Consider the following 21,980-nt stretch of genomic DNA (forward strand, 5'->3'; position numbering starts at 1 on the left):
CCGAAATCCCGCAGGCGCAGTGTGTTGGACCACGCTCGTTCCCATCCGACTACAGGTCGCGGTAGATGTCCCGCCGCCACCCGACTTTCACGACCAGGATCACCAACTCGCCGTTGTCGACCCGATAGACCACCCGGAAGCGGCCGACGCGCAGGCGGTAGCCGTCGTATCCGGTGAGTTTCCGCACGTCCAGCCCTTCGGCGTAGGGGTCGTCGCCGAGGGCGGTGAGTGCGGTGAGGATGCGCATGGCATCTCGCTGGTCCAGACCGCGCAGTTCTCGCCGGGCCGATTCGAGAAATCGGAACTTGTACTTCATTCACGGCCCTCGGCGAAGATGTCGGCCAGCACTTCGGCCATGGTGTAGACCTTTTCGCCGCTGTTTTCGCGGGCAGCGGCCTCGCGGGCCAGTAGTTCGTCCTCGGCATGGTCTACGGCTTCCACCACGGACAGGGGGACGAGCGCGGCGGCGGGGGTGCCGTCGCGGAGGATGATCACTTGTTCACCGGCCTCGGCGGCATCGAGGTATTTCGCCAGGTTGGTGCGTAGTTCGCGGGTGCTGATCTCGGACATGACCATAGTGTACGCGTAAGTGTGTACACGCGTGGTGATTGGGCGCCCGGTCCAGTCGGTCCGGAGGACGAATCGTATGCGTGCCACGTCTGCCCCGCTGTGCCCGGTCCTCGCCACTACACACCAGGCGTTCTGCGGGAAGTTCGCCTGCGCGCCTATCCTGTGATCCGGGGTGGGTCACCGGACCGCCGTGCGTCGACGAAGGGGAACATCCTCACTTCGGCAGGACTGTCCGCTGGGGATCTGTGCCTGCACATCGTGCGCCGCGAACTGGGCGCGGCCGTGGCCCCCGATCTGGCCCGCTGGAATGTCCGCCCGCCGCACCGCTCCGGCGGGCAGGCCCAATACATTCCGAACTCGGTGCACGCCAAGGATATTCGAGGCCGTCTCGCCGCGACCCTGGAGTGGGCCGCCGCCGATCCGGCCCCAGAACTGGCCGTGCCCGCGCTGGCCGAGCACGCCCTCATGAGCGAGCGCACCTTACATCCGCGCTTTCAAGGCCGAGGTCGGCACCACCCCGCGCCGCTGGCTCGACGCACAGCGCACCGCACGCGCCCGCGAACTCCTGGAAACCACCGACCTTCCGGTGGAGACCGTCGCGAGCCGCTCCGGCTTCGGTAGCGTGACCGCGCTGCGCGTACATCTGCGCGCCGCCACCGGCACCACGCCCGCCGACTATCGCCGCACGTTGCGGCGTTGAGCCCCCTTTCCCGAATCGTCTCGGGGTCTTCCGGTCCCGGCACGCGGGCGTACCCTCGAACACAGTCGACCCGTAGCGAGGTACACGCCATGTGTGAAGGCGGAAGACATATCGCATCCTTCGACGCCGGAACCCTCGAGCGCCCGGCGGTGCCCGAGCTCATCGCGCCGAGTCTGCGGCAAACCGATGACGGCCGGTGGGTGGTGTGGGCGCACAAGGTCGCGCGCGCCACGCCGGACGGCAATTTCGTGCCACTGCGCGGCTATCCGCCCTATCCCGCCGACGCCGTGGCCGTCTGCGGGCGGGGCAAATCCCACCCGGCCCCGGATCTTTTCTGCACCTGTGGATTTCACGCGGTCACCGAACCACTGACGCATCTGTACGGTGGCGCCTTCCAGCATTTGGAGGTCGCGCTGTCGGGACGGGTGCTGGCCTTCGACTGGCTCGGCACCGGCACCCTGTTCCGGGCCGAACGTCAGACCGTCATGTTGCGCCGGGAAGCGCCCGTCCCGGTGCCGATGCCGTTCTTCGCACCGGACGAGACACCGCCGCCGCCACCGGATCCCAGTGGCCGCACCGCCCGCCTGCGCCCGCCGCGTCCCCGCGACCTCGATCAGGCGGGGCTGCGGCTACCGGTCGCACCGCCCCCGCATATCCGTCTGGTCGACGACGCGGGCTACTGCGGGGTGGCCGCGCCGGGCCGCCGCGGGAACATGGCGGGTGCGTTCACCGCGGACCATGCCGCGAAAGTGGTTGCGGGACGGCCGGTCACCGCCTCGAAGGTCTGATTGGGCACCGGCGGGTGCGCGGCGAACGCGCCGAGCACCTCGTCGACGTACCACTCGGCGGTATCGCCCATCAGGGGCGTGAAAACGGCGATGGCCTCCTCGCGCGACACCTGGCGGAACGGGATCTCGTAGCCGAGGGACGCACCGAGCTGCCGCACCAATTCCGTGCGCGTCAGGGCCTCGGGGCCGGTGAGCGAGTAGGTCTTACCGGCATGCCCGTCCTCGACCAGCGCGGTCGCGGCGATGGCGGCGATATCGTCCATGGCGATGGGCGTGCTCGCGGAGTCGGGATGCGGTTCGCGCACCACGCCGGTCGCCTCGATCTGCGGCGCCCACATGCCGGTGTTCTCCATGAAGTCGCCCGGCCACAGGTGCGTCCACTCCAGCCCGCTGGCCTCTACTGCCGAAGTGACCGTGCCCCACCAGCTTTCGGGTTCGCCGTCGAGTGCCACCACCTGCCGGACACCGGCTTCGCGGGCGAGTGCCAGCACCTCGGCGGTGGTATCCGGGCTGGGCGCGAGGTACATGCGCTGCACGCCCTCGAAGGCGTCACCCAGCGTCTCCGGCCGGCCGATGTACCCCCGGCGGACCTCGACCTCGGCGGGCAGCGCCGCCGCGGCCGGTTTGGCGGTGAGGGCGCGAATATCCTTCGCGCCCTGGGCGAGTAGATGATCGACGACCTTGCGGCCGATATTGGCTGTTGCTCCGGTGACGAGGATCTTCATATTTCCGATCGTGCCGAGAATCGAAGCCGATTTCATATGTAAATTCTCAGCAATCCGAGGGATGTCACAACCCGAAGTCGGTGAAGACCTGGTAGCCGGTGGGATCGCCGGTCATCTTCCAGTGCAGTCCCTGGAGGAAGAAGCAGGCCACGAAGTTGCTGGCGGCGAAAACCAGGAGTACGCCCGGTGTGACGGCGGCAGCCTTGCGCAGCGCGGCGGAAAGGGCTGCGGCAGTGCCGGGTTCGGCGAACGGGGTCAGGAACAGCGCGATGGCGGCGGCGAGAACCGCTGCGAGGAAAGCGATCAGCGCCCAGGTGTAGAGGTGCAGTCCGAACAGCGCACCGGCGTACCCGGGGTCCGGCGGCACGATGTGCATGAGCACCTGCGAGGCCGAGACGATGCCGCCGAGGACGGCGGCCATGATCGCCCATCCCCAGCCGGAGGCGTATTCGCGGGTGGTCACGACGCCGGTCCGCGACCGGACGATGATGTAGGCCGGTCCGATCGCACTGAGCAGGAAGAACATTCGCTGCAGCAGGCACATGGGGCACGGGTACTCGCCGAGGCCGAACTGGAAGGTGTAGGCCCCGGCGAGGGTGGCGCACATGCCGAGCACGTAGGCGTGTGCGAACCAGAGTCCGAGGCGGTGCCCGAGTGCCCCCGCCGACGGGGAGATCTCGGCCGATGCGGGTGCGGTGACGGTGGTCATGACAGTGAATTCCTTGGGAGAGTGCGGCTTACAGTTCGATGCCGAAGGGGCGGCCGACGACGTGGGGGAGGAAGGCCAGTACGGACAGCCCCAGGGTCGCCGAGCACAGGGCCATGACGTAGCCGCGCGGCCAGTCGCGGATCACTGCCGCCACGCACAGGAGGATGAGGAGGAACAGCAGGGTGTACATGGGTTCGGTCCTTGGCTTCGTCGGTGAAATCTTCTCGATCTCACTGTCGTCCCGTCGGATCCGCGCAGGTAGTGGCCGCGCGTCGATGCACCCATAGATCCGGGCTATGAGTGTTCGATCAGGTCAGGCGGGTGCCCATGATGAAGTGGATGTGATCCGAGTGGCCTTCGGAGGTGGCGTGGAAGGTCTTGAAATGGATGCGTTCGAGCTTTCCCGTTGTCGGGCAGCGGTGTTCGGCGCGGCGCTCCCAGATGAAGGTGACCTCGCCCCGATCCCACTTGCGGCGGAAGTCGGGGTAGGCGCAGAACTCGTCGAGCAGTCCGGGCAGCCAGCCCGCGCGGCTGTGCTTGCCGAGCCAGCCGCGGATGGCGGCGACGACGAGGTCGGTCTCGTGCTCCCAATCGTCCAGCAGCAGTTTGGCATTGGGGTTGGTGAACAGCCAGCGCAGCAGGTTGCCGTCCTCGGCGATGCCGGGGAAGGTGTCGGCGAAGGATTGATTGCAGGCCAGCACGTACCAGCGGGTTCCGATGTAGGCCACCGGATTCGGCTCGTGCAGGGTGAGGGCGGCGAGCATGCCCTCGGTCAGTTCGGCGCGCAACTCGTCGGGGGAGGGGAGTTCGTCGTCGAACAGGTCCGCCATGTTCATCAGGTGGCGGCGTTCGGTGGGGGTCATCGGGCGCGCGTGGTTCAGGCAGCGCATGAGCGCGTCCATGATCGCGGGTGCGGGCCGATCGCGTTTACCGCCCTCGAGGTGGGTGATGTAGCTGGCGCTCACCCCGGCGGCGAAACCCAGTTTCTCGCGCGACAGCCGGCGGTCGCTGCGTAGCCGCCGCAGCATGCCACCGAGGGTGGGCAGCTCCGGGGCTTTCGTATCGATGCATCGTTCCATAAGACTCGGTTAACGATAACAGCAGGTCAAGCTATCTATTTACCGGGCCGTAACCTGCGGCTCCGATGTCGGGCGCAGGTGACGGACCCCCGGTTATGAATGGGCTTGCATCGTCGTGCATAATCATTTGCAGGACGACGGCGGCGGGCCGCCGGGTTGCGCGGCGGCCGGGATCCCGGCCGGTCGAGACCAGACTTCATACGCACTATTCGAGGAGCACACGGACTATGACCAAGCGGGTCGTACTCGCCTACTCCGGCGGGCTGGACACCTCCGTTGCCATCAGCTGGATCGGCAAGGAGACCGGTGCCGAGGTGATCGCCGTCGCGATCGATCTCGGCCAGGGCGGCGAGGACATGAACGATGTGCGCCAGCGCGCACTCGACTGCGGTGCCGTCGAATCCATCGTGGTGGACGCGCGCGACGAATTCGCCAACGAGTACTGCCTGCCCACCATCCAGGCCAACGCGCTGTACATGGGCCGCTACCCGCTGGTGTCGGCCATCTCCCGGCCGCTCATCGTCAAGCACCTCGTCGAGGCCGCCGAATACCACGGCGCGGACACGGTGTCGCACGGCTGCACCGGCAAGGGCAACGACCAGGTCCGCTTCGAGGTCGGCATCGGCGCGCTCTCGCCCGATCTGAAGGTCATCGCGCCCGTCCGCGACTACGCCTGGACCCGTGAGAAGGCCATCGAATTCGCGGGTGAGAACAACCTGCCGATCAACGTCTCCAAGAAGTCGCCGTTCTCCATCGACCAGAACCTCTGGGGCCGCGCCGTCGAAACCGGCTTCCTCGAGGACCTGTGGAACGCGCCGACCAAGGACGTCTACGACTACACCGTCGACCCGACCGTCAACTTCGAAGCGCCCGACGAGCTCATCGTCACCTTCGACAAGGGTGTCCCGGTCGCCATCGACGGCCGCCCGGTCTCCATGTTCGAGGCCATCACCGAGCTGAACAAGCGGGCCGGCCGCCAGGGCGTCGGCCGCCTCGACATGGTCGAGGACCGGCTCGTCGGCATCAAGTCGCGCGAGATCTACGAGGCGCCCGGCGCCATCGCGCTGATCACCGCGCACCAGGAGATGGAAGCCGTCACCGTCGAGCGCGAACTGGGCCGGTACAAGCGGCAGGTCGAGCAGCGCTGGGGCGAGCTGGTGTACGACGGCCTGTGGTTCTCGCCGCTCAAGCGCGCGCTGGACGCCTTCGTGGCCGAAACCCAGCAGCACGTCTCCGGTGACGTCCGCATGGTCCTGCACGGCGGCAACGTGGTCGTCAACGGCCGTCGCTCCGACGAGTCGCTCTACGACTTCAACCTCGCCACCTACGACGAGGGCGACACCTTCGACCAGTCGCTGGCCAAGGGCTTCGTGCAGATCCACGGCCTGTCCTCCAAGGTCGCGGCGCGCCGGGATCTCGGCAAGAAGTAGCCTCGAATCCGGGCGTCGAACCCGGAAGGAGGCCGTTGTGCGCAGCGACGACGACAGCTGGGACATCACCGAGAGCGTGGGCGCGACCGCACTCGCGGTCGCGGCCATGCGGGCGGCCGAAACGCGCCGCCCCGACGCGCTGTTCGACGATCCCTTCGCGGAGACCCTGGTGGCCGCCACCGGGGCTCCGGCCTGGCAGCGCATCGGGCGCGGCGAGTTCGCGCCCGACGCGGGCTCGGCGTACGCCAGGCTCGGCGATCTGATCGTGGCGCGCACGGTGTACTTCGACGAGTACTTCCAGGACGCGCTGGCCGAGGGCGTGCGGCAGTTCGTGATCGTGGCCGCCGGGCTGGACGCTCGGGCCTACCGGCTCGAATGGCCTTCCGACGCCACGGTTTTCGAGATCGACCTGCCGAAGGTGCTGGCATTCAAGGCGGCCGCGCTGGCCGGTCGTGTGCCGGCCGTGGATCGCCGGGAGGTGGTGGCCGATCTGCGGCAGGACTGGCCGAAAGCCCTGCTGGACAAGGGTTTCGACACCTCGCGGCCGACCGCATGGCTGGCCGAGGGGCTGCTGCGCTACCTGCCCGGCGATGCGCAGGACCAGCTCTTCGACGAGATCGCCGCGCTGAGCGCGCCCGGCAGCCGGGTGGCGCTCAACATGTCCGGCAAACGCACCTCGGCCGAACTGCACGCCGACGACACCCGGTCGAGATTCATGGCCTCCCAAGGCATCTCGATCAACGTCGACACGCTCTGGTATCCCTTCGAGGGCCGCACCCACCCCGCCGACTGGTTCCGCGACCACGGCTGGACGGTGCACCCCGGTGACCTCAACGCGCTGCTCGCCGCCCGCGGCCGGCGCGCCGACGAGCTCGGGACCACCGAAATGACCCCGCACATCATCCTGACCGCCATCCGACCCGGAGGAGACAGCTAAGCCATGACCGAGCAGCACGGCACCAACGAGGGCGCGCTCTGGGGCGGTCGCTTCGCATCCGGACCGGCCGCGGCCATGGCGGCACTGAGCAAGTCCACCCACTTCGACTGGGTGCTGGCTCCCTACGACATCCGCGCCTCGAAGGCGCACGCCCGCGTCCTGCACAAGGCCGGGCTGCTGTCCGAGGGTGACCTGACGGCCATGCTCGCGGGCCTGGATCAGCTTGCCGCCGACGTGAACTCGGGCGCGTACGCTCCCGCCGACTCCGACGAGGACGTGCACGGCGCCCTCGAACGCGGCCTCATCGAACGGGTCGGCACCGAACTCGGTGGCCGCCTGCGCGCGGGCCGCTCCCGCAACGACCAGGTGGCCACCCTGTTCCGCATGTGGCTGCGCGACGCCGTTCGCCGCGTCGCCGCCGGCGTCCTGGACGTCGTCGACGCCCTCGTCGATCAGGCTGCCGCTCATCCGGATGCGGTGATGCCCGGCAAGACCCACCTCCAGGCCGCCCAGCCGGTGCTGCTGGCCCACCACCTGCTGGCCCACGCCCACCCGCTGCTGCGCGATATCGACCGCCTGCGCGACTTCGACAGGCGCGCCGCCATCTCTCCCTACGGCTCCGGCGCGCTCGCCGGCTCCTCCCTCGGCCTCGACCCCGAGGCCATTGCCGCGGACCTCGAATTCGACGCCGCCGCGGCGAACTCCATCGACGCCACCTCTGCTCGCGACTTCGCCGCCGAGGCGGCCTTCGTCCTGGCCATGACCGCCGTGGACCTCTCCCGCATGGCCGAAGAGGTGATCATCTGGAGCACCCCGGAATTCGGCTACATCACCCTGGCCGACGCCTGGTCCACCGGCTCCTCGATCATGCCCCAGAAGAAGAACCCCGACGTCTCCGAGCTGACGCGTGGCAAGGCGGGCCGCCTCATCGGCAACCTCACCGGCCTGCTCGCCACCCTCAAGGCCCAACCCCTCGCCTACAACCGGGACCTCCAGGAAGACAAGGAACCCGTCTTCGACTCGGTAGCCCAGCTCGAACTGCTCCTCCCCGCCATCGCGGGCCTGGTCTCCACCCTCACCTTCCACACCGACCGGATGGCCGAACTGGCCCCCGCGGGCTTCACCCTCGCCACCGACATCGCCGAATGGCTTGTCCGCCAAGGCGTCCCGTTCCGTGTGGCGCACGAAGCCGCCGGCGGCTGCGTCCGCGCCGCCGAAGCCCGCGGCGTGGGCCTCGACGAACTCACCGACGCAGAGTTCGCCGCGGTGGATCCCGCCCTCACCCCGGCCGTACGCGAAGTCCTGACAGTCCAGGGCTCCATCGCCTCCCGCAACGCCCGCGGCGGCACCGCGGGCGTCCAGGTGGCGAAGCAACTCGAGGAAGTCCGCAGCACCGCCGCCGAACAGCGCACCTGGCTGAACTGAGGTCGCGCGCCGAACGGCCCGTACCCCGGTCTCATCGCGTAAACAACTCCGCCCCTATCTTTTTCGCGAGATTCTCCGGGATCGGGTAGCGCTTCTCCGGGGGGAGGAGGTCCTTGGCGCGGTCCACTCGGCCCTCGCGCAGGTGGGCGGAGATCTTGTGGGTGAGGGGGGTGAGGTCGCGGATCTCCGTGGTCCAGTCGTCCACGTAGCGTTGAACCATGCTGCGGGACAGGCCGACCTGGATGCTTCGGTGGTCGAGCTTCACGTTGCGGATCGAGTATTCCGGATCCCATTGAACGCGGACGGCGGCGTGCGGGTGCTGGGCACGCCAGTCGGCGGCGTCGGCGTATACACGGCGTTCGGGGCTGGTGAGGACCGCGTGGTCCAGCGCCTCCTCCCAGCCGGTGCGGGTGATGCGCACGGCGAGGATGCGTTCCTGGCCGGGGCTGCGCGCCCAGTTGCTGCGGTGCATGAGCCAGCGGTAGGACGGTTTGATCCAGGTCATGCGGGTGAGCGAGAAGGGGGCGACGAATCGTTGCGCGTCGAGCGCGGCGGTGGCGATGGCGGCGTTGAAGGCCTGGTACACGACGATGGTGTCGCGGTCGAAGTCGGCGCGGATCTCGTACTGATTCATAACGCGCGCAACAGTAATGGTCGAGGACGGCGGTCACCAGCGAGTTTTCCGGTTCTGCCCGGGCTCGGACGGGTAGGGTCCGGCTCATGGTTGCTAACAGTTTGCAGGTACGAGTCGAGAGTGAGTTCGCGCCCCTTCGCACCGTGGTCGTATCCCAGAGCGAGTTCCACGCTCCGGCGCGCGCCGACATCCTCGGACATTCGATGCCGGTGGAACCCGGCGCGGTCGACATCCTGGAAGCCGTGTGGGGCAAGGACTTCGGTGAGGTCTACCCCGACAAGCAGCGACGTTTCGAGGCCGAGCGCGAGGAACTCGCCGCGGTGCTGCGCCGTCACGGCGTCGAGGTGCTGCGACCGCGACTGTTCACCGACGTCGAGAAGCGGGCGGCCGGGGACGCCGGATACGCCAACTTCTTCGTGCGCGACCCCTGGTTCACCGTCGGTGACCATGTCATCGAGGGTGTCCTGCAGTTCCCGCACCGCCGCATGGAAGTGCTGCCCAGCCGGGATCTGCTGTGGGAACACGTGATGCCGTCGGACGCGCACTACACCGCACTCCCGCAGCCGGGCCTCGCGCCGCTCGGCCACGCCGGGCCGGGCCCGTTCCTGGAGGGCGGCGATGTGCTGGTGCTGGGCAAGCACGTCTTCGTCGGATTGTCGGGTATGGCCAGCAACGGGATCGGCTACCGCTGGCTCGCGAAATACCTGCGGCCCTTCGGATTCGAGGTGACCCCGGTGCGGCTGCCCGCACACGTCCTGCACCTGGACTGCGCCCTGAGCCTGGTCCGCGACGGGCTCGTGATCGCCTGCCCCGAGCGGCTGCCCGACGGCCTGCCCGCACCGCTGCGCGGCTGGGAGGCCATCGAGGTCGGTGAGGACGAGGCCGCGGCCATGGCTACCAACGGCCTGCCCATCGACTCCGCCACCTACATCACCGACCCCGAATTCACCCGCGTCGGTGAGCAACTGGCGGCACGCGGCATCACCGTCGAATACATCGACTTCTCGGTGTCGCGACTGTTCGGCGGGGCGTTCCGCTGCTCGACCCAGCCCCTGCTGCGCGCCTGATCCACCCAGCCGTGGGCCGATACGCTGTGGCGCCCTGAAAGACAGGGCGCCACAGGCGCTTCGGTCAGCCTCTGCGGTAGTTCTGGTGCTTGGCGGCGGGCACCGAGGTGCGGCCGGGGCCGTGCACCTTGCCGCCCAGCGGCTGTTGCTTCTCGACCTTGCCCCGGCGTTCCCTGCGGGAGAGGGGGCGGTCGATGTGGTCGAGGGATTGCGGGTCCGGGGTGTGGGAATGGGTACGCATAAGTCCTCCTGGAAAGACAGGACCGACTCACCGGAGCGAAGCCGGTCGGAATCGGAAAGCTCAACCACGGCAGGCGAACAGACGCCCGACGGGGTGGCGATGGGAATGGTGCCCCGGGCCTACGGTGTCATCGAGGACAGGTGGCGCGGGCGGGCACGGGTTCAGGAGAACAGCTGGATCCACATGCCAACCACCATATCCACGAGTCGCGGGAATGTGCACGCTATTTTTTCGAGGCCACCGGGACGGGGTGCGCACCCGCGTGCCAGCTATCCTCCGGCAATGACTTTGCTGCTATTGGGGTTGGCCATCGTGTTCGAGGTGACGGCGACGGTGTCGCTGAAGATCTCGGAGGGGTTCAGCAAGCTGGTGCCTTCGATCATCGTGGTGATCGGGTACGGGACGGCGTTCTTCTTTCTGGCGCAGGCGCTCAAGCGGGGGATGCCCGTGGGGGTGGCCTACGGCATCTGGTCGGCGGTGGGGGTGGTCGCGGTGGCCACCATCGGCGCGCTGTTTCTGGACGAGCACGTCACGCCGGTGCAGATCGGCGGGATCGTGCTCGTCATCGCCGGGGTGCTGGCGCTGGAGCTCGGCGGGTCACGCTGAGGGTGGTCAATCCTGTACGCGCACAATGTATCCGGCGTCGGCCAGGGCGGTGAGCACATCGTCGCGGTGGGCGGGGCCACGGGTTTCCAGGGTGAGCAGGACCTCCACCTCGTCGATGGCCAGCCAGGCGCCGGTGCGCGAGTGCGCCACGTCGAGGACGCTGGCTCCGGTGCGGCCCAGTTCGGCCAGCAGGCGGCCGAGGCTGCCGGGGCGGTCGGAGATGGTGACGCGGGCGGCCAGGTAGCGGCCCGCCGCGCTGAGACCGTGCCCGATGACGCGGGTCAGCAGCAGGGGGTCGATATTGCCGCCGGACAGGATCGCACAGACCGGGCCGCGCAGGCCCAATTCGGCGGGGGTGCAGGACATCAGGGCCGCGACGGCCGCCGCGCCCGCCGGTTCGACGATGAGTTTGGCCCGCTCCATGCACAGCAGCAGCGCCTTGGACAGCGCCTCCTCGTCGACGGTGAGGATGTCGGGGGCCAGGTCGGCGATGTGGGCGAAGGGCACCTCGCCCGGCAGGCCGACCGCGATACCGTCGGCCATGGTCGACATCTGTTCCAGGCGTACCGGTTTCCCCGCGGTGAGGGAATCCGGCCAGGCGGCCGCGTCGGCCGCCTGCACGCCCACCACGCGCACGTGCGGAGCGCGTTCGCGCAGCGCCACCGCGACCCCGGCGAGCAGTCCGCCGCCGCCGGTCGGCACCAGCACCGTGCCCACATCCGGTATCTGATCGAGGATTTCGAGCGCCACGGTGGCCTGCCCGGCCACGATGTCCGGGTGGTCGAAGGGGTGCACCAGCGTCGCGCCGGTCTGTGCGGCGAACTCGTGTGCGGCGGTGAGTGATTCGTCGATGGTCTCGCCGACCTGATGCACCGTCGCCCCGTACGCCTTGGTGGCCACCAGTTTCGGCAGCGCCGCACCCACGGGCATGAACACCGTGGATTCGATCCCCAGTGAGGTGGCCGCCCACGCCACCCCCTGGGCGTGATTGCCCGCGCTCGCCGCCACCACGCCCCGAACCCGTTCGGCCGCAGACAGATTGGCGATCCGGTTGTAGGCCCCGCGTGGTTTGAACGAGCCGGTGCGCTGCAGGTTCTCGCATTTGAGCCATACGTCGTGCCCGGCGCGGTCGGCCAGCACCCGGGACGCCACCACCGGGGTCCGGCGGATCACCGGTGCCAGCAGGGCCGCCGCGGAGTCGATCTGCGCCATCACGTCCATGGCGGCCATGCTGCCAGGAGTTCGCTGACCTGTCTCGTGCCACTCCGCACGACACTGGACTGCTCCGCGCTGGTTCCACGGTTTTGTCCGGAATGTGAACTAAGTTCGTCTCAGTCGTGCCGCTCGTGCTCCACCTCCACCTTCCGGAAGCGAGGAGACGCTGTGCCGAAAGCCGGGAAAGTCGCCCTATCGCTGGTCGTTTCGACTGTTTTCGGCGCGGCCGCACTGGCCGCCGCACCCGCGGTCGCCGAGCCGACGGGCGGCGTCGGCAGCTGCACCGGCGGCGACTTCCGCTGGACCGCCGTGGACGGGGCCATCGGCATGACGCCGCGGCTGCTCACCTTCACCTCGGTCGGCCGGCTCTGGGACTGCTGGGGCGTGCCGGGCGTAACCGGCGGCACCTTCACCGGAGTCCATGTCGCGGTCTCGGACTGCATGCACCCCGCCGACGGTCCGCTCACCGTCGACATCACCTGGTCCAACGGTGATTGGTCGCGACTGTGGGGACCGTGGCCGGTCGGCATGATGCAGCCGACCATCGGCCCCCTGGAAGTGGTCGGCGGTTTCGGGCAGGGCGGCCGGGTCCGGGTCAGCGCCTGGTACGAGATGATGACGCCGGAGATGGTCGGCGGCTGTATGGGCTCGGGAATCACCACCGGCATCGGCCGGATGACCGCCGACATGATGTGAACCCCTAAGTTGCTGAAGGCTCCCCTAATTCGCGGAATGTGATCTGGAAAATACACACGAAATTGTGTATTTGAACGCACGCGCCGCAAATATGCGTTTCACAGGCGGAAATTAGTACCGTGGAGTCATGCAGCTCTCCCGGTTCACCGACCTCGGTTTGCGGGCGCTCATGCGGCTGGCTGTCAGTGACGGCGCCGAGGAGCGAGTCACCACCAAACTCATTGCCCGGCAAGTCAATGCCTCCGAGAACTACGTCGCCAAGGCGGTCTCCCGGCTGGCCGATCTCGGCTATGTCGAATCGCAGCGCGGTCGCTCGGGAGGAGTATTCCTGACCGATGCCGGGCGCACGGTCACCGTCGGACGCATTGTCCGAGAACTCGAAGGTGATTGCGAAGTCATCGACTGCGCGGGCGACAATCCGTGCCCATTGGCGGGTGCCTGTCGTTTGCGCGGCATTCTCGCGGGCGCGCAGGAAGCGTTCTATCGCGAACTCGACCGCTATGTGCTCGCCGATCTGGTGACCCCGCGCACCGTCGAGCTGCTGTACCGGCCGGTGTTCCCGGCACGAGAACTTGTCAACGATTAGGAGACAGCAATGACGATCGCACCGGACTCCGCGCTGTACACCGTTCCGGAACTGGAACCGGAGCACGCCGAGATCATCCGGGCGACGCTGCCCCTGGTGGGCTCGCGTATCGACGACATCACCCCGCTGTTCTACCGCTCGATGTTCACCGCCCATCCAGAACTCCTGCGCGACCGGTTCAACCGCGGCAATCAGGCCCAGGGCGCGCAGCAGCGGGCACTGGCCGCCTCCATCGCCACCTTCGCGACGCACCTGGTGGATCCGGCGCTGCCGCATCCGCGCGAACTGCTCTCCCGCATCGGCCACAAGCACGCCTCGCTCGGCGTCACGGCTGCCGAATACCGGATCGTGCACGAGCACCTGTTCGCCGCGATCGTGGAGGTGCTGGGCGCGGAGGTGGTGACCGCGGAGATCGCTGCCGCGTGGGATCGCGTGTACTGGCTGATGGCCACCACGCTCATCGACTTCGAGCGTGAGCTCTACAACGCGGCCGGGGTGGAACCGGGTGACGTGTTCCGAGAGACCGTGGTGATGGAGCGCGTCGACGACCCCTCCGGAGTGGTGACCTTCGTCCTAGCCTCCGCCGATACGGCCCGGCCACTGCCGGAGTTCGTTCCCGGGCAATACATTTCGGTGGGCGCGGACCTTCCGGACGGCGCGCGGCAACTGCGGCAGTACAGCCTGGTGAACCGCTCCGGCGCGGGCCGGCTGGCCTTCGCGGTGCGACCGGTCGCGAGCGTCGCCGACGCGCCCGCCGGGGAGGTCTCGAACTGGTTGTGCGACAACATCGGTGCCGGTGACCGGCTCCAGATCACCCTGCCCTTCGGCGATCTCGTGATCGACACCGAGGCCGCCGACCCGCTGGTGCTGATCTCCGCCGGTATCGGCGTGACGCCCATGGTGGGCATCCTCGACTACCTGGTGCACCACACGCCGCAGCGCCCGGTCACCATCCTGCACGCCGACCGCTCCTCGGCTACGCATCCGCTGCGCGAGCAGGTCGTCGACGCGGTGGGTGTGCTGCAGAACGCCTTCTACCGGGTCTGGTACGACACCGCCGGCGGTTTCATGAACCTGAAGGAGGTTCCGTTGCCGCCGGACGCCGACTTCTACCTGTGCGGCGGCAACGGCTTCCTGCAGTCGGTGCGCGCGCAGCTCATGGCTGCCGCAATCCCCGCTGAGCGTGTGCATTTCGAGCTGTTCTCGCCCAACGACTGGCTGCTCGACGCCGAGTAACCGCACAGCACAGCGGCGTCCGCCGGGCCGGCGGACGCCGCTGTGTACTGCGAGACCCTAATTCGTTGTGCGGTAGGCGCTTTCGGCGATGTCGAGCACCTGCGCGAACCACGGTGTGTACCCACTCGGATCAGCGGTCATCCCCGCCCGCAGTTCCCCGGTGGGCAGCCACGCGATGTCCTCGACCTCCGCCGGATTCGGCCGCAGCGAACCGCCGTCCAGCCGCCCGATGAGCACATGGTCGAACTCGTGCTCGACGCGGCCGGTGCTCGGATCCGACGCCTGGTACTGGAAGGTACCGACCTCGGTCAGATCCGCCGCCGCCACACCCAGTTCCTCGCGCAACCGCACCGCCGCGGCCTCGGCCACCGCCTGACCGGGGGCCGGATGACCGCAGCAGGTATTGGTCCACAACAGCGGGAACCGGGTCTTCACCGCGGCGCGCTGCTGCATCAGCACCCGTCCGGCATCGTCGAAGAGCAGCACCGAGAACGCGCGGTGCAGCCGACCGGGCGCGGTGTGCGCGGCGGCGACCGATTGCGATCCGGCCGGGCGGCCCTGCTCGTCCACCAGCTCGACGAGCAGGGCCTCACGGTCGGGGGCCTGCGGAGTTTCGGAGGTGTCGAGGGTGCCGGTCACCTCCCCACCTTATCGGCGGCGATCATGAGGTATTGGAAGCTGCCCTCCTTGTACGAGGTCAGGAAGGGCTTCTCCACCCCGGTGGCCAGTTCCGAATGGGTGCGCAGCTCCCAGTACGGGATGGTGGTGGGCGTCAGGTCGGTGACCGCGACGGGCACCAGACTGTTGGCGGCCATGGCCTTGAAGTACTCGCTGCGCGGATGGATATTGCAGCCGTAGTGGGCGTCGATCCAGCTGACCGAGGCCGAGCGGGCGCCGAACACGTCGTTGGAGCAACCGGTGATGACCACATACCGGCCGCCCGGTTCCAGCAGCCGCGAAAACTCGGCGAACAGCTCGAAAAGGTCGACGTACATGGTGGTTTCATTGGTCCAGATACCGCGCATGGACCCGGCGTCGAAGCCGGTGTCGAGCATATTCTTGAAGTGGAAGGTCACCTTGTCGGTGACGCCGCGCTCCTTGGCCTGATCATTGGCGAACCCGGCCTGGTATTCGGAGATGGTGACCCCGTCCACCTGGCAGCCGAACCGCTGATTGGCCATGAAACTGGTGCCGCCGCGCCCGGATCCGCCGTCCATGAGCCGGTCGCCGGGGCGGACGTCGCCGAGTTGATCGAGCAGGTAGTCGGCCTGCGCGGTCTCCAGGCGGTGCAACTCCTTGACGAGCCGGTCCTGCCGGGTGTCCTCGGGGCCCTCCAGAACCGAGAGATCGGGCGCGCCGATGCCGTAGTGGTGGTGGTAGAGGCCGTCGACCTCACCGAGCTTGGTGTTGACCCGGTCGTCGTTGGGGTTGTTGTTCCAGTACGCGGCGACCGACTTCTGATAGTCGGTGCGCAGCACACCGCCGGCCTCGGGGTGGAGCACGGTCATGGCAGATCATCCTCTCGATCGGTAATGGAAGGCTGGGACGCCGCTGAGGGGCGGTCGCGGGCTGAGGTCCGGTCGCGCGCTGGAACGCACCGTTCGGCCCGAACGCACTGCCGCGCACGGGAAACCGTGGGAGGGCGGCTCCTTTCGTTTCGGCGCTCAGGTCCGGCGACGGAGCGCGGACGTCACGCTGGTGCGTCGCTGCCTGGTCGGAATGCGCGGCGCGGCAGTAGAATCCGCTGCCGACCCGGAGGGTCGCAGGCGTGCCGCACGGGCGGCGTCGGTTCCGATTCCGGTGGGGCCACGCGGGATTCGGCTCACCGATGCGGCGGTGGAGAGCGACTGCGGGGCGGGCTCCGGGCTCGGTGCGACAGGCGCGGCGGTCTGCGGGGCCACCGGTGGCGGATCCTGCGGCGCCGGTGCCGGCAGCTCGATGAGCAGGCTCGCCGAGCCGATGCCCTGCGGGCCCAGTAGACGTTTCGGGGCCGCCGCTTCGGGGGTGGTGGTCGCGTCGGCCAGGAGGGCGGCCACGGCCGCCGCCACCTCGGGGGTGGCGGGCGGCGCGACGGCGCGGGGAAGCACCGACATGGCTGGCGCTCCGGTCAGTCCGACTGCCGGGCGACCAGGACGTTGTCCAGGATGCCGAGGGCGTCGGGAACCAGCACCGCGGCGCTGTAGTAGCAGCTGACCAGGTAGGAGATGATCGACTGGTCGTCGATGCCCTTGAACCGGACGTTCAGGCTGGGCTCGTACTCGTCCGGAATCCCGGTCTGGTGCAGGCCGATGACGCCCTGATCCTTCTCGCCCGTGCGCATGGCCAGGATCGAGGTGGTCTGGGTGTCGCTCACCGGGATCTTGCCGCAGGGGTAGATGGGCACGCCGCGCCAGGCGGGTACGCGGTGGCCGTCGATATCCACCGGATCCGGATAGATGCCGCGCCTACTGCATTCGCGCATGAGGGCGGCGATCGCCTTCGGATGCGCCAGGAACAGTTTGGTGCTGCGCCGCATGGAGAGCAGCTCGTCCATATCGTCCGGGGTCGGCGGGCCGGACTCGGTGTAGATGCGCTGCTTGAGATCGCAGTTGTGCAGCAGGCCGAAGTCCGGATTGTTGACCAGGTCGTATTCGCGGCGCTCGTAGAGGGCCTCGATGGTCAGGCGCAGCTGCTGTTCGATCTGATCCATCGGATCGTTGAACAGGTCCGCGACGCGGGTGTGCACGCGCAGCACCGACTGGCCGAGGCTGAGCTCGTATTCGCGCGGGCGATCGTCGTAGTCGACGAAGGTGCCGTCGAGCAGCGGCTCCCCGGAATGGCCGGAGGCGATGAGGATTTCGGCCTCACCGTATTTGTTCTGCGCCTTGGCCGGGGCGGCGGCGACCGCGTCCAGATGGGAGCCGAGGGCGGGGATGTTGTCCTTGAGCTCGGCCAGGGTCGGCTTGGCCAGCACCAGCACCGTGGTGGGGGTGACGGTCTTGACGGTCACCGGCCAGAAGGCGGAGTCGTCGGTGAGCATCTCGTCGCCGAAATAGTCACCGCCGGAGAGCATTCCGAGTTTGGTGGTCTCGCCGTACTCGCCGGTGCCGATCTTGCTCAATTTGCCGTGCACGATGAGCAGGACCTCGTCCATGCTGTTGCCGAATTCGGCGATCACCGTGCCGGGCGGCAGGTCGCGCTGTTCGAAGCGGCCGGCGATGGTGCTCAGGGCCTCTTCGTCGTCGAAGCCGCGCAGCTGCGGCAGTTCCTGCAGTTCGATCGGGATGACGCGGGCGTGCGAGCCGTCGATGATGAATTCGACCTCGCCGTTGCCGAGGGTGTGGGTCAGGCGGCGGTTGACGCGGTAGATACCGCCCTTCACCTGCACCCACGGCAGGCTGCGGGTCAGCCAGCGGGAGCTGATCCCCTGCATTTGAGGTTCGGATTTGGTGGTGTGCGCCAGCTGGTGGGCGGCGGTGGTACTGAGACTCTTCCGAGTGCCGTTTTGGAGTTCGACGGGCAATTCGATAGTCATGCTGCGGGTCCTCACCTCGAAATGGGCCACCGCGATGGGGAGAGCGGTGGAGGCCACGGCGATACAGCAGGTCCGAAATGGATCTGCACAAACTAGACAATTGAGTGAAAAGACAAGCGCGACAGTGCGTTCCAGCGCCCTCGATGGTAGGCCGGACGCTCATGCGGGCGCAGCGAAATGCATAAACATGATTTCTGGCGCATAGCTGTAACCGCAGTTCCGGCGTTCGCCGCATCGCATATCGGCCCGGTCGTGTCGCAAACCGGTGGTTACGGTTTGCGATCTGACCGGCCGAGCGCGGCGACTGGCACGGCATTCGCAGAGTTCACAGCCGTTCGGGCTGTGCAGTGCATAAAGACTGGGCGGTTGGTTGGCTTCATTAGCTCCCATGGTGCTGGTCACAAGGCCAGCGCAGTAGGCTGGCCCTATGGCAAGCTCATCGGGACGCGTCGGCAGGGGAGACGCAGGTCACGAGCAGCTGGGATCGTCTGGGAGTGAAGCCGTGAAATTGAATAAGAGGTCCGTTGTGGGTCCGATGCAGCGCCTGGTGGCGACCGCCCAGAACGGACTCGAGGTGATCCGGTTCGGGGGCCTGGTTCACGATATCGAGTCGTCGCCGTACGAGGTGGTCGAGCGCAAGCGCATGTACCGGTTGCGCCACTACTTCCCGGACGATGTCGCAACGAACCGACCGGTCGTGGTTCTCGTGCCGCCCATCATGGTCACCGCCGAGATCTGGGACGTCAATGGGGAAGACGGAGCGGTCGGCATCCTGCACGAAGCCGGAATCGATTGCTGGGTCGTAGATTTCGGCTCACCCGCCACCGAAGAGGGCGGCTGGGACCGGGATCTGGCCGACCATGTGCTCGCCGTCAGCAGCGCCGTCGACACGGTCAACGAATTGACCGGCCGCAGCGTGCATCTCATGGGCTACTCGCAGGGCGGCCTGTTCGCCTACCAGACCTCCGCCTACCGCTACGGCAAGGGCATCGAGTCCATCGTCACCTTCGGCAGTCCCGTGGACGTGGTGGCGGGCATGCCCTTCGGGCTCCCGCACGGCCTCGCCGCCGATGTCGCCGACTTCCTCTCCGACCATGTGCTGCCGCGCCTGCCCATCACCGACTCCATGGTGAAACTCGGCTTCCAGGCGCTGGATCCGGTCAAGACCGCCAAGGCGCGCCTGGACTTCCTGCGCCAGCTGCACGACCGGGACGCCCTGCTGCCCAAGGAACGTCAGCGCCGCTTCCTGGGCGGTGAAGGCTGGCTGGGATACCCCGGCCCGGCGCTCACCGACCTGCTCGACCAGTTCGTCAAGCACAACCGGATGATGCTGGGCGGCTTCGTGATTCGCGACCAGCCCATCTCGCTGGCGGAGATCAAGTCGCCGATCCTGGCCTTCGTCGGCGAGGTCGACGATATCGGCCAGCCCGGCGCGGTCCGCGGCATCGTGCGCGCCGCCCCCAATGCCGACGTCTACGAAGCCAGCGTGGTGGCAGGACATTTCGGCCTGGTCTCCGGCTCGGTGGCCACCCGCAACACCTGGCCGCTGGTGCGCGACTGGGTCAACTGGCTCGCCGGACGCGGTGAACTGCCCGAGCAGATCGAGCGCATGAACGAGCATGTGGCGCGCAACCGGCCCAGCTCGCCGCTCACCCGCGTCGTGCACGCCGTCGGCAGCCTGGCCGAGGCCGGGACCGGACTGGGCAAGACCATCGAGGGCGTGACCGCGCAAACCCTGCGCGGCACAGTCGAACTCACCGGCGAGGCCGCCCGCGCCCTGCCGCGCCTGACCCGGCTCGGCATGATCCAGCCGCACACCCGGGTGTCGCTGGGCCGCCTGCTCGCCGAGCAGGCGCGGCGCGGGCCGTCGCGGGAACTGTTCCTGTTCGACGACCGCGTGCACACCACCCAGGCCGTGAACCAGCGCATCGACAATGTGGTGCGCGGGCTCATCTCCGTCGGGGTGCGCCCGGCCACCCGCGTCGGCGTCGTCATGGAGACCCGCCCGAGCGCCCTGGCCGCCGTCGCCGCCCTCTCGCGCCTGGGCGCGGTCGCGGTGCTGCTGGCCCCGGGCGGCGAACTGTCCAAGGTCATCGAATTGACCGGGGCCAAACTGCTCATCACCGATCCGGAGAACCTGCACGCGGCCGCTGCCACCGGCACCCGCACGCTGGTGCTCGGCGGCGGTGACGCGCGCGGGCTCGACATTCCGGCGGGCACCGATGTGATCGACCTCGAGCAGATCGATCCGGCGCAGGTGCAGCTGCCCGCCTGGTACCAGCCGAATCCGGGCCTGGCGCGCGAGCTGGCCTTCATCCTGGTCACCGGCACGGGCGACAAGTTCGACATCAAGTACGTCACCAACCACCGCTGGGCGCTGTCGGCCTTCGGCACCGCCTCGGCGGCCGACCTGGGCCGGCGCGACACCGTGTACTGCCTTGCGCCGCTGCATCATTCGTCCGGGCTGCTGGTGAGCCTGGGCGGCGCGGTGGCGGGCGGCAGCCGTATCGCGCTGGCCCGCTCGCTGGATCCGGCGCGCTTCGCCGAGGAGGTGCACCGCTACGGCGTCACCGTGGTCACCTACACCTGGACCATGCTGCGCGACATCCTCGACGCCGACACCTTCCCCAACGGGCATCCGCATCCCATCCGCCTGTTCATCGGCTCCGGCATGCCCGCCGGACTGTGGCGGCGCACCCAGGAGCGCTTCGAACCCGCCCGCGTGCTGGAGTTCTACGCCTCCATCGAGGGAGATGTGGTGCTGGCCAACGTCTCCGGCGCGAAGGTGGGCAGCAAGGGCCGCCCGGTGCCCGGCACCGCCAAGGTCGAACTCATCGCCTACGACCCACTCACCGAGGAAATCCTCACCGAGGAAACGGGTTTCGCGCGCCGCTGCGCCGACAACGAGGTGGGCCTGCTCATCGGCACCGTCCCCGGCAGCGCCGACATCTCGGCGGGCGGCCTGCGCGGTGTGTTCACCGCCGGTGACGCCTGGATGCCCACCGAGAACCTCTTCCGCCGCGACAGCGACGGCGACTACTGGCTGATGGATCGCCGCGACACCGTCATCCACACCCCGCGCGGGCCGGTCTACACCCAGCCCATCGTGGACGTGCTCAACGACATCACGGCCGTGGATCTGGAAGTGGCGTACGGACTTCCGGCCGGAGACCGGATGCTCGCGGTGGCGGCGGTCAGTGTGCGCGGCGGATTCCGTTTGGAGGCAAAGGATGTCGGCGAGGCCCTGCGTGCCCTCGCCCCCGACCAGCGTCCCGACCTCATCTACGTGGTCGACGACATTCCGCGCAGCTCCACCTTCCGGCCCTCCACCCGGGCCGTGCAGGCGGCGGGCTGCCCGGAGCCGGGCGAGCGCACCTGGTGGTACAACCGGCAGTCGGATGCCTACGAGGTGCTCACCGCGGACCTCGCGGCGCGATTGTTCCTCTGAGCAGCCACTTTTCGAGCCTTCGACAACGTTCACAAAATAGTCACGATCGGCTTGGTGAAGTAGTGCCCGAAGCGATCGCCACCCGGCGATCCGAACCGAAAGGGTCCACCAATGTCGATCATGAAGAAGGCTCTGGCCGCCACCGCTCTGACCGCCGGCGCGGTCGCCCTGGTCGCCGCCCCGGCCCAGGCCGAGGAACTGATCGTGGACGGCAGCTACGCCACCTACGGTGACTGCGACCTGGACGGCGCTTCCGGCTCGTTCCAGGCCGGCGGCGTCGAGCTGCGCGGCCAGGACGGCTGGCTGTACCGCTGCGATCAGGGCGCGGACGGCCGCTTCTACATGACCATCTTCCGCTGATCCACCGCGGCGAC

At 68.2% G+C, this 21,980-nt stretch carries 25 protein-coding genes; 12 read left to right on the forward strand and 13 right to left on the reverse strand.

Annotation, left to right across the window (positions count from 1 at the left end; genetic code table 11):
* Window positions 1-49 precede the first annotated feature (49 nt).
* Window positions 50-316 carry a type II toxin-antitoxin system RelE family toxin gene (locus JK358_RS26925; RefSeq protein ID WP_201952399.1) on the reverse strand — a complete coding sequence of 89 codons (267 nt, stop codon included), beginning with the start codon at window positions 314-316 and terminating at the stop codon, window positions 50-52.
* The gene (locus JK358_RS26930; protein ID WP_201952402.1) at window positions 313-570 is read right to left on the reverse strand and encodes a type II toxin-antitoxin system Phd/YefM family antitoxin; all 258 of its coding nucleotides are present in this window, start codon (window positions 568-570) and stop codon (window positions 313-315) included. The genes JK358_RS26925 and JK358_RS26930 overlap by 4 nt, the downstream gene beginning before the upstream one ends.
* A 484-nt stretch (window positions 571-1,054) precedes the next feature.
* Here JK358_RS26930 and JK358_RS39455 point away from each other — a divergent pair, with 484 nt between their 5' ends.
* The gene (locus tag JK358_RS39455) at window positions 1,055-1,270 is read left to right on the forward strand and encodes a helix-turn-helix domain-containing protein (RefSeq protein WP_307817769.1); all 216 of its coding nucleotides are present in this window, start codon (window positions 1,055-1,057) and stop codon (window positions 1,268-1,270) included.
* 89 nt (window positions 1,271-1,359) lie between these two features.
* A complete protein-coding gene (locus JK358_RS26940) occupies window positions 1,360-2,058 on the forward strand; it encodes a hypothetical protein (RefSeq protein ID WP_201952404.1) in 699 nt (232 codons plus the stop codon).
* Here the strand turns inward: JK358_RS26940 and JK358_RS26945 are convergent.
* The 4 genes from JK358_RS26945 to JK358_RS26960 form a co-directional block, all read right to left on the reverse strand.
* Window positions 1,947-2,783 carry an NAD(P)H-binding protein gene (locus JK358_RS26945; RefSeq protein ID WP_201952709.1) on the reverse strand — a complete coding sequence of 279 codons (837 nt, stop codon included), beginning with the start codon at window positions 2,781-2,783 and terminating at the stop codon, window positions 1,947-1,949. The two genes, JK358_RS26940 and JK358_RS26945, sit on opposite strands and share 112 nt — an antisense overlap.
* A 64-nt stretch (window positions 2,784-2,847) precedes the next feature.
* A complete protein-coding gene (locus JK358_RS26950) occupies window positions 2,848-3,492 on the reverse strand; it encodes a disulfide bond formation protein B (RefSeq protein WP_201952409.1) in 645 nt (214 codons plus the stop codon).
* A gap of 28 nt (window positions 3,493-3,520) precedes the next feature.
* Window positions 3,521-3,682 (reverse strand): hypothetical protein, encoded by a 162-nt coding sequence (locus tag JK358_RS26955; RefSeq protein ID WP_201952412.1) that lies wholly within the window; start codon window positions 3,680-3,682, stop codon window positions 3,521-3,523.
* A 118-nt stretch (window positions 3,683-3,800) separates the two neighbouring features.
* On the reverse strand, window positions 3,801-4,571 hold the full coding sequence (locus JK358_RS26960; protein WP_201952415.1) for a helix-turn-helix transcriptional regulator: 771 nt from the start codon (window positions 4,569-4,571) through the stop codon (window positions 3,801-3,803).
* A 227-nt stretch (window positions 4,572-4,798) separates the two neighbouring features.
* On the opposite strand from JK358_RS26960, the gene JK358_RS26965 reads away from it, so the two are divergent.
* The 3 genes from JK358_RS26965 to argH are packed head-to-tail and all read left to right on the forward strand — an operon-like array spanning window position 4,799 to window position 8,363.
* Window positions 4,799-6,001 (forward strand): argininosuccinate synthase, encoded by a 1,203-nt coding sequence (locus JK358_RS26965; protein WP_201952419.1) that lies wholly within the window; start codon window positions 4,799-4,801, stop codon window positions 5,999-6,001.
* Window positions 6,002-6,038: 37 nt separating this feature from the next.
* Window positions 6,039-6,938, forward strand: coding sequence for an SAM-dependent methyltransferase (locus JK358_RS26970; RefSeq protein WP_307817759.1), 900 nt, complete (start codon window positions 6,039-6,041; stop codon window positions 6,936-6,938).
* A 3-nt stretch (window positions 6,939-6,941) separates the two neighbouring features.
* Entirely contained in the window at window positions 6,942-8,363 is a 1,422-nt protein-coding gene (argH, locus tag JK358_RS26975; protein ID WP_201952422.1) for an argininosuccinate lyase, read from the forward strand.
* A gap of 31 nt (window positions 8,364-8,394) precedes the next feature.
* On the opposite strand, the gene JK358_RS26980 is transcribed toward argH, so the two are convergent.
* Window positions 8,395-8,997 (reverse strand): DUF4291 domain-containing protein, encoded by a 603-nt coding sequence (locus tag JK358_RS26980; protein ID WP_201952425.1) that lies wholly within the window; start codon window positions 8,995-8,997, stop codon window positions 8,395-8,397.
* 86 nt (window positions 8,998-9,083) lie between these two features.
* Here JK358_RS26980 and JK358_RS26985 point away from each other — a divergent pair, with 86 nt between their 5' ends.
* A complete protein-coding gene (locus JK358_RS26985) occupies window positions 9,084-10,064 on the forward strand; it encodes a dimethylarginine dimethylaminohydrolase family protein (protein ID WP_201952429.1) in 981 nt (326 codons plus the stop codon).
* Between the two features lie 64 nt (window positions 10,065-10,128).
* On the opposite strand, the gene JK358_RS26990 is transcribed toward JK358_RS26985, so the two are convergent.
* Window positions 10,129-10,305, reverse strand: coding sequence for a hypothetical protein (locus tag JK358_RS26990; RefSeq protein WP_201952432.1), 177 nt, complete (start codon window positions 10,303-10,305; stop codon window positions 10,129-10,131).
* Window positions 10,306-10,587: 282 nt separating this feature from the next.
* On the opposite strand from JK358_RS26990, the gene JK358_RS26995 reads away from it, so the two are divergent.
* Window positions 10,588-10,911 (forward strand): DMT family transporter, encoded by a 324-nt coding sequence (locus JK358_RS26995; protein WP_201952435.1) that lies wholly within the window; start codon window positions 10,588-10,590, stop codon window positions 10,909-10,911.
* 6 nt (window positions 10,912-10,917) lie between these two features.
* On the opposite strand, the gene ilvA is transcribed toward JK358_RS26995, so the two are convergent.
* Window positions 10,918-12,132, reverse strand: coding sequence for a threonine ammonia-lyase (gene ilvA, locus JK358_RS27000; protein WP_201952438.1), 1,215 nt, complete (start codon window positions 12,130-12,132; stop codon window positions 10,918-10,920).
* 162 nt (window positions 12,133-12,294) lie between these two features.
* On the opposite strand from ilvA, the gene JK358_RS27005 reads away from it, so the two are divergent.
* The 3 genes from JK358_RS27005 (at window position 12,295) to JK358_RS27015 (ending at window position 14,644) form a co-directional block, all read left to right on the forward strand.
* Complete coding sequence (locus JK358_RS27005; protein ID WP_201952441.1) at window positions 12,295-12,822, forward strand: hypothetical protein; 528 nt, start codon at window positions 12,295-12,297, stop codon at window positions 12,820-12,822.
* 127 nt (window positions 12,823-12,949) lie between these two features.
* Window positions 12,950-13,408 carry an RrF2 family transcriptional regulator gene (locus JK358_RS27010; protein WP_201952444.1) on the forward strand — a complete coding sequence of 153 codons (459 nt, stop codon included), beginning with the start codon at window positions 12,950-12,952 and terminating at the stop codon, window positions 13,406-13,408.
* A gap of 9 nt (window positions 13,409-13,417) precedes the next feature.
* Entirely contained in the window at window positions 13,418-14,644 is a 1,227-nt protein-coding gene (locus JK358_RS27015) for a globin domain-containing protein (RefSeq protein ID WP_201952446.1), read from the forward strand.
* 57 nt (window positions 14,645-14,701) lie between these two features.
* Here JK358_RS27015 and idi read toward each other — a convergent pair whose 3' ends face one another.
* From idi to JK358_RS27035, 4 genes are all read right to left on the reverse strand, one after another.
* Complete coding sequence (gene idi / locus JK358_RS27020; protein ID WP_307817760.1) at window positions 14,702-15,283, reverse strand: isopentenyl-diphosphate Delta-isomerase; 582 nt, start codon at window positions 15,281-15,283, stop codon at window positions 14,702-14,704.
* Window positions 15,280-16,152 carry a geranyl diphosphate 2-C-methyltransferase gene (locus tag JK358_RS27025; RefSeq protein ID WP_201952460.1) on the reverse strand — a complete coding sequence of 291 codons (873 nt, stop codon included), beginning with the start codon at window positions 16,150-16,152 and terminating at the stop codon, window positions 15,280-15,282. The genes idi and JK358_RS27025 overlap by 4 nt, the downstream gene beginning before the upstream one ends.
* Before the next feature lie 156 nt (window positions 16,153-16,308).
* A complete protein-coding gene (locus tag JK358_RS27030) occupies window positions 16,309-16,737 on the reverse strand; it encodes a hypothetical protein (protein ID WP_201952464.1) in 429 nt (142 codons plus the stop codon).
* Between the two features lie 14 nt (window positions 16,738-16,751).
* On the reverse strand, window positions 16,752-18,158 hold the full coding sequence (locus tag JK358_RS27035; protein ID WP_201952466.1) for a family 2B encapsulin nanocompartment shell protein: 1,407 nt from the start codon (window positions 18,156-18,158) through the stop codon (window positions 16,752-16,754).
* 502 nt (window positions 18,159-18,660) lie between these two features.
* Between JK358_RS27035 and JK358_RS27040 the strand changes: the two genes are divergently transcribed.
* Window positions 18,661-21,606: an AMP-binding protein gene (locus JK358_RS27040; RefSeq protein ID WP_307817761.1), complete on the forward strand. Its 2,946-nt coding sequence runs from the start codon at window positions 18,661-18,663 to the stop codon at window positions 21,604-21,606.
* Between the two features lie 111 nt (window positions 21,607-21,717).
* Complete coding sequence (locus JK358_RS27045) at window positions 21,718-21,966, forward strand: hypothetical protein (RefSeq protein ID WP_201952472.1); 249 nt, start codon at window positions 21,718-21,720, stop codon at window positions 21,964-21,966.
* Window positions 21,967-21,980 lie beyond the last annotated feature (14 nt).

The sequence above is a fragment of the Nocardia acididurans genome, assembly GCF_016741815.1.
In the GTDB taxonomy this organism is placed as follows: domain Bacteria; phylum Actinomycetota; class Actinomycetes; order Mycobacteriales; family Mycobacteriaceae; genus Nocardia; species Nocardia acididurans.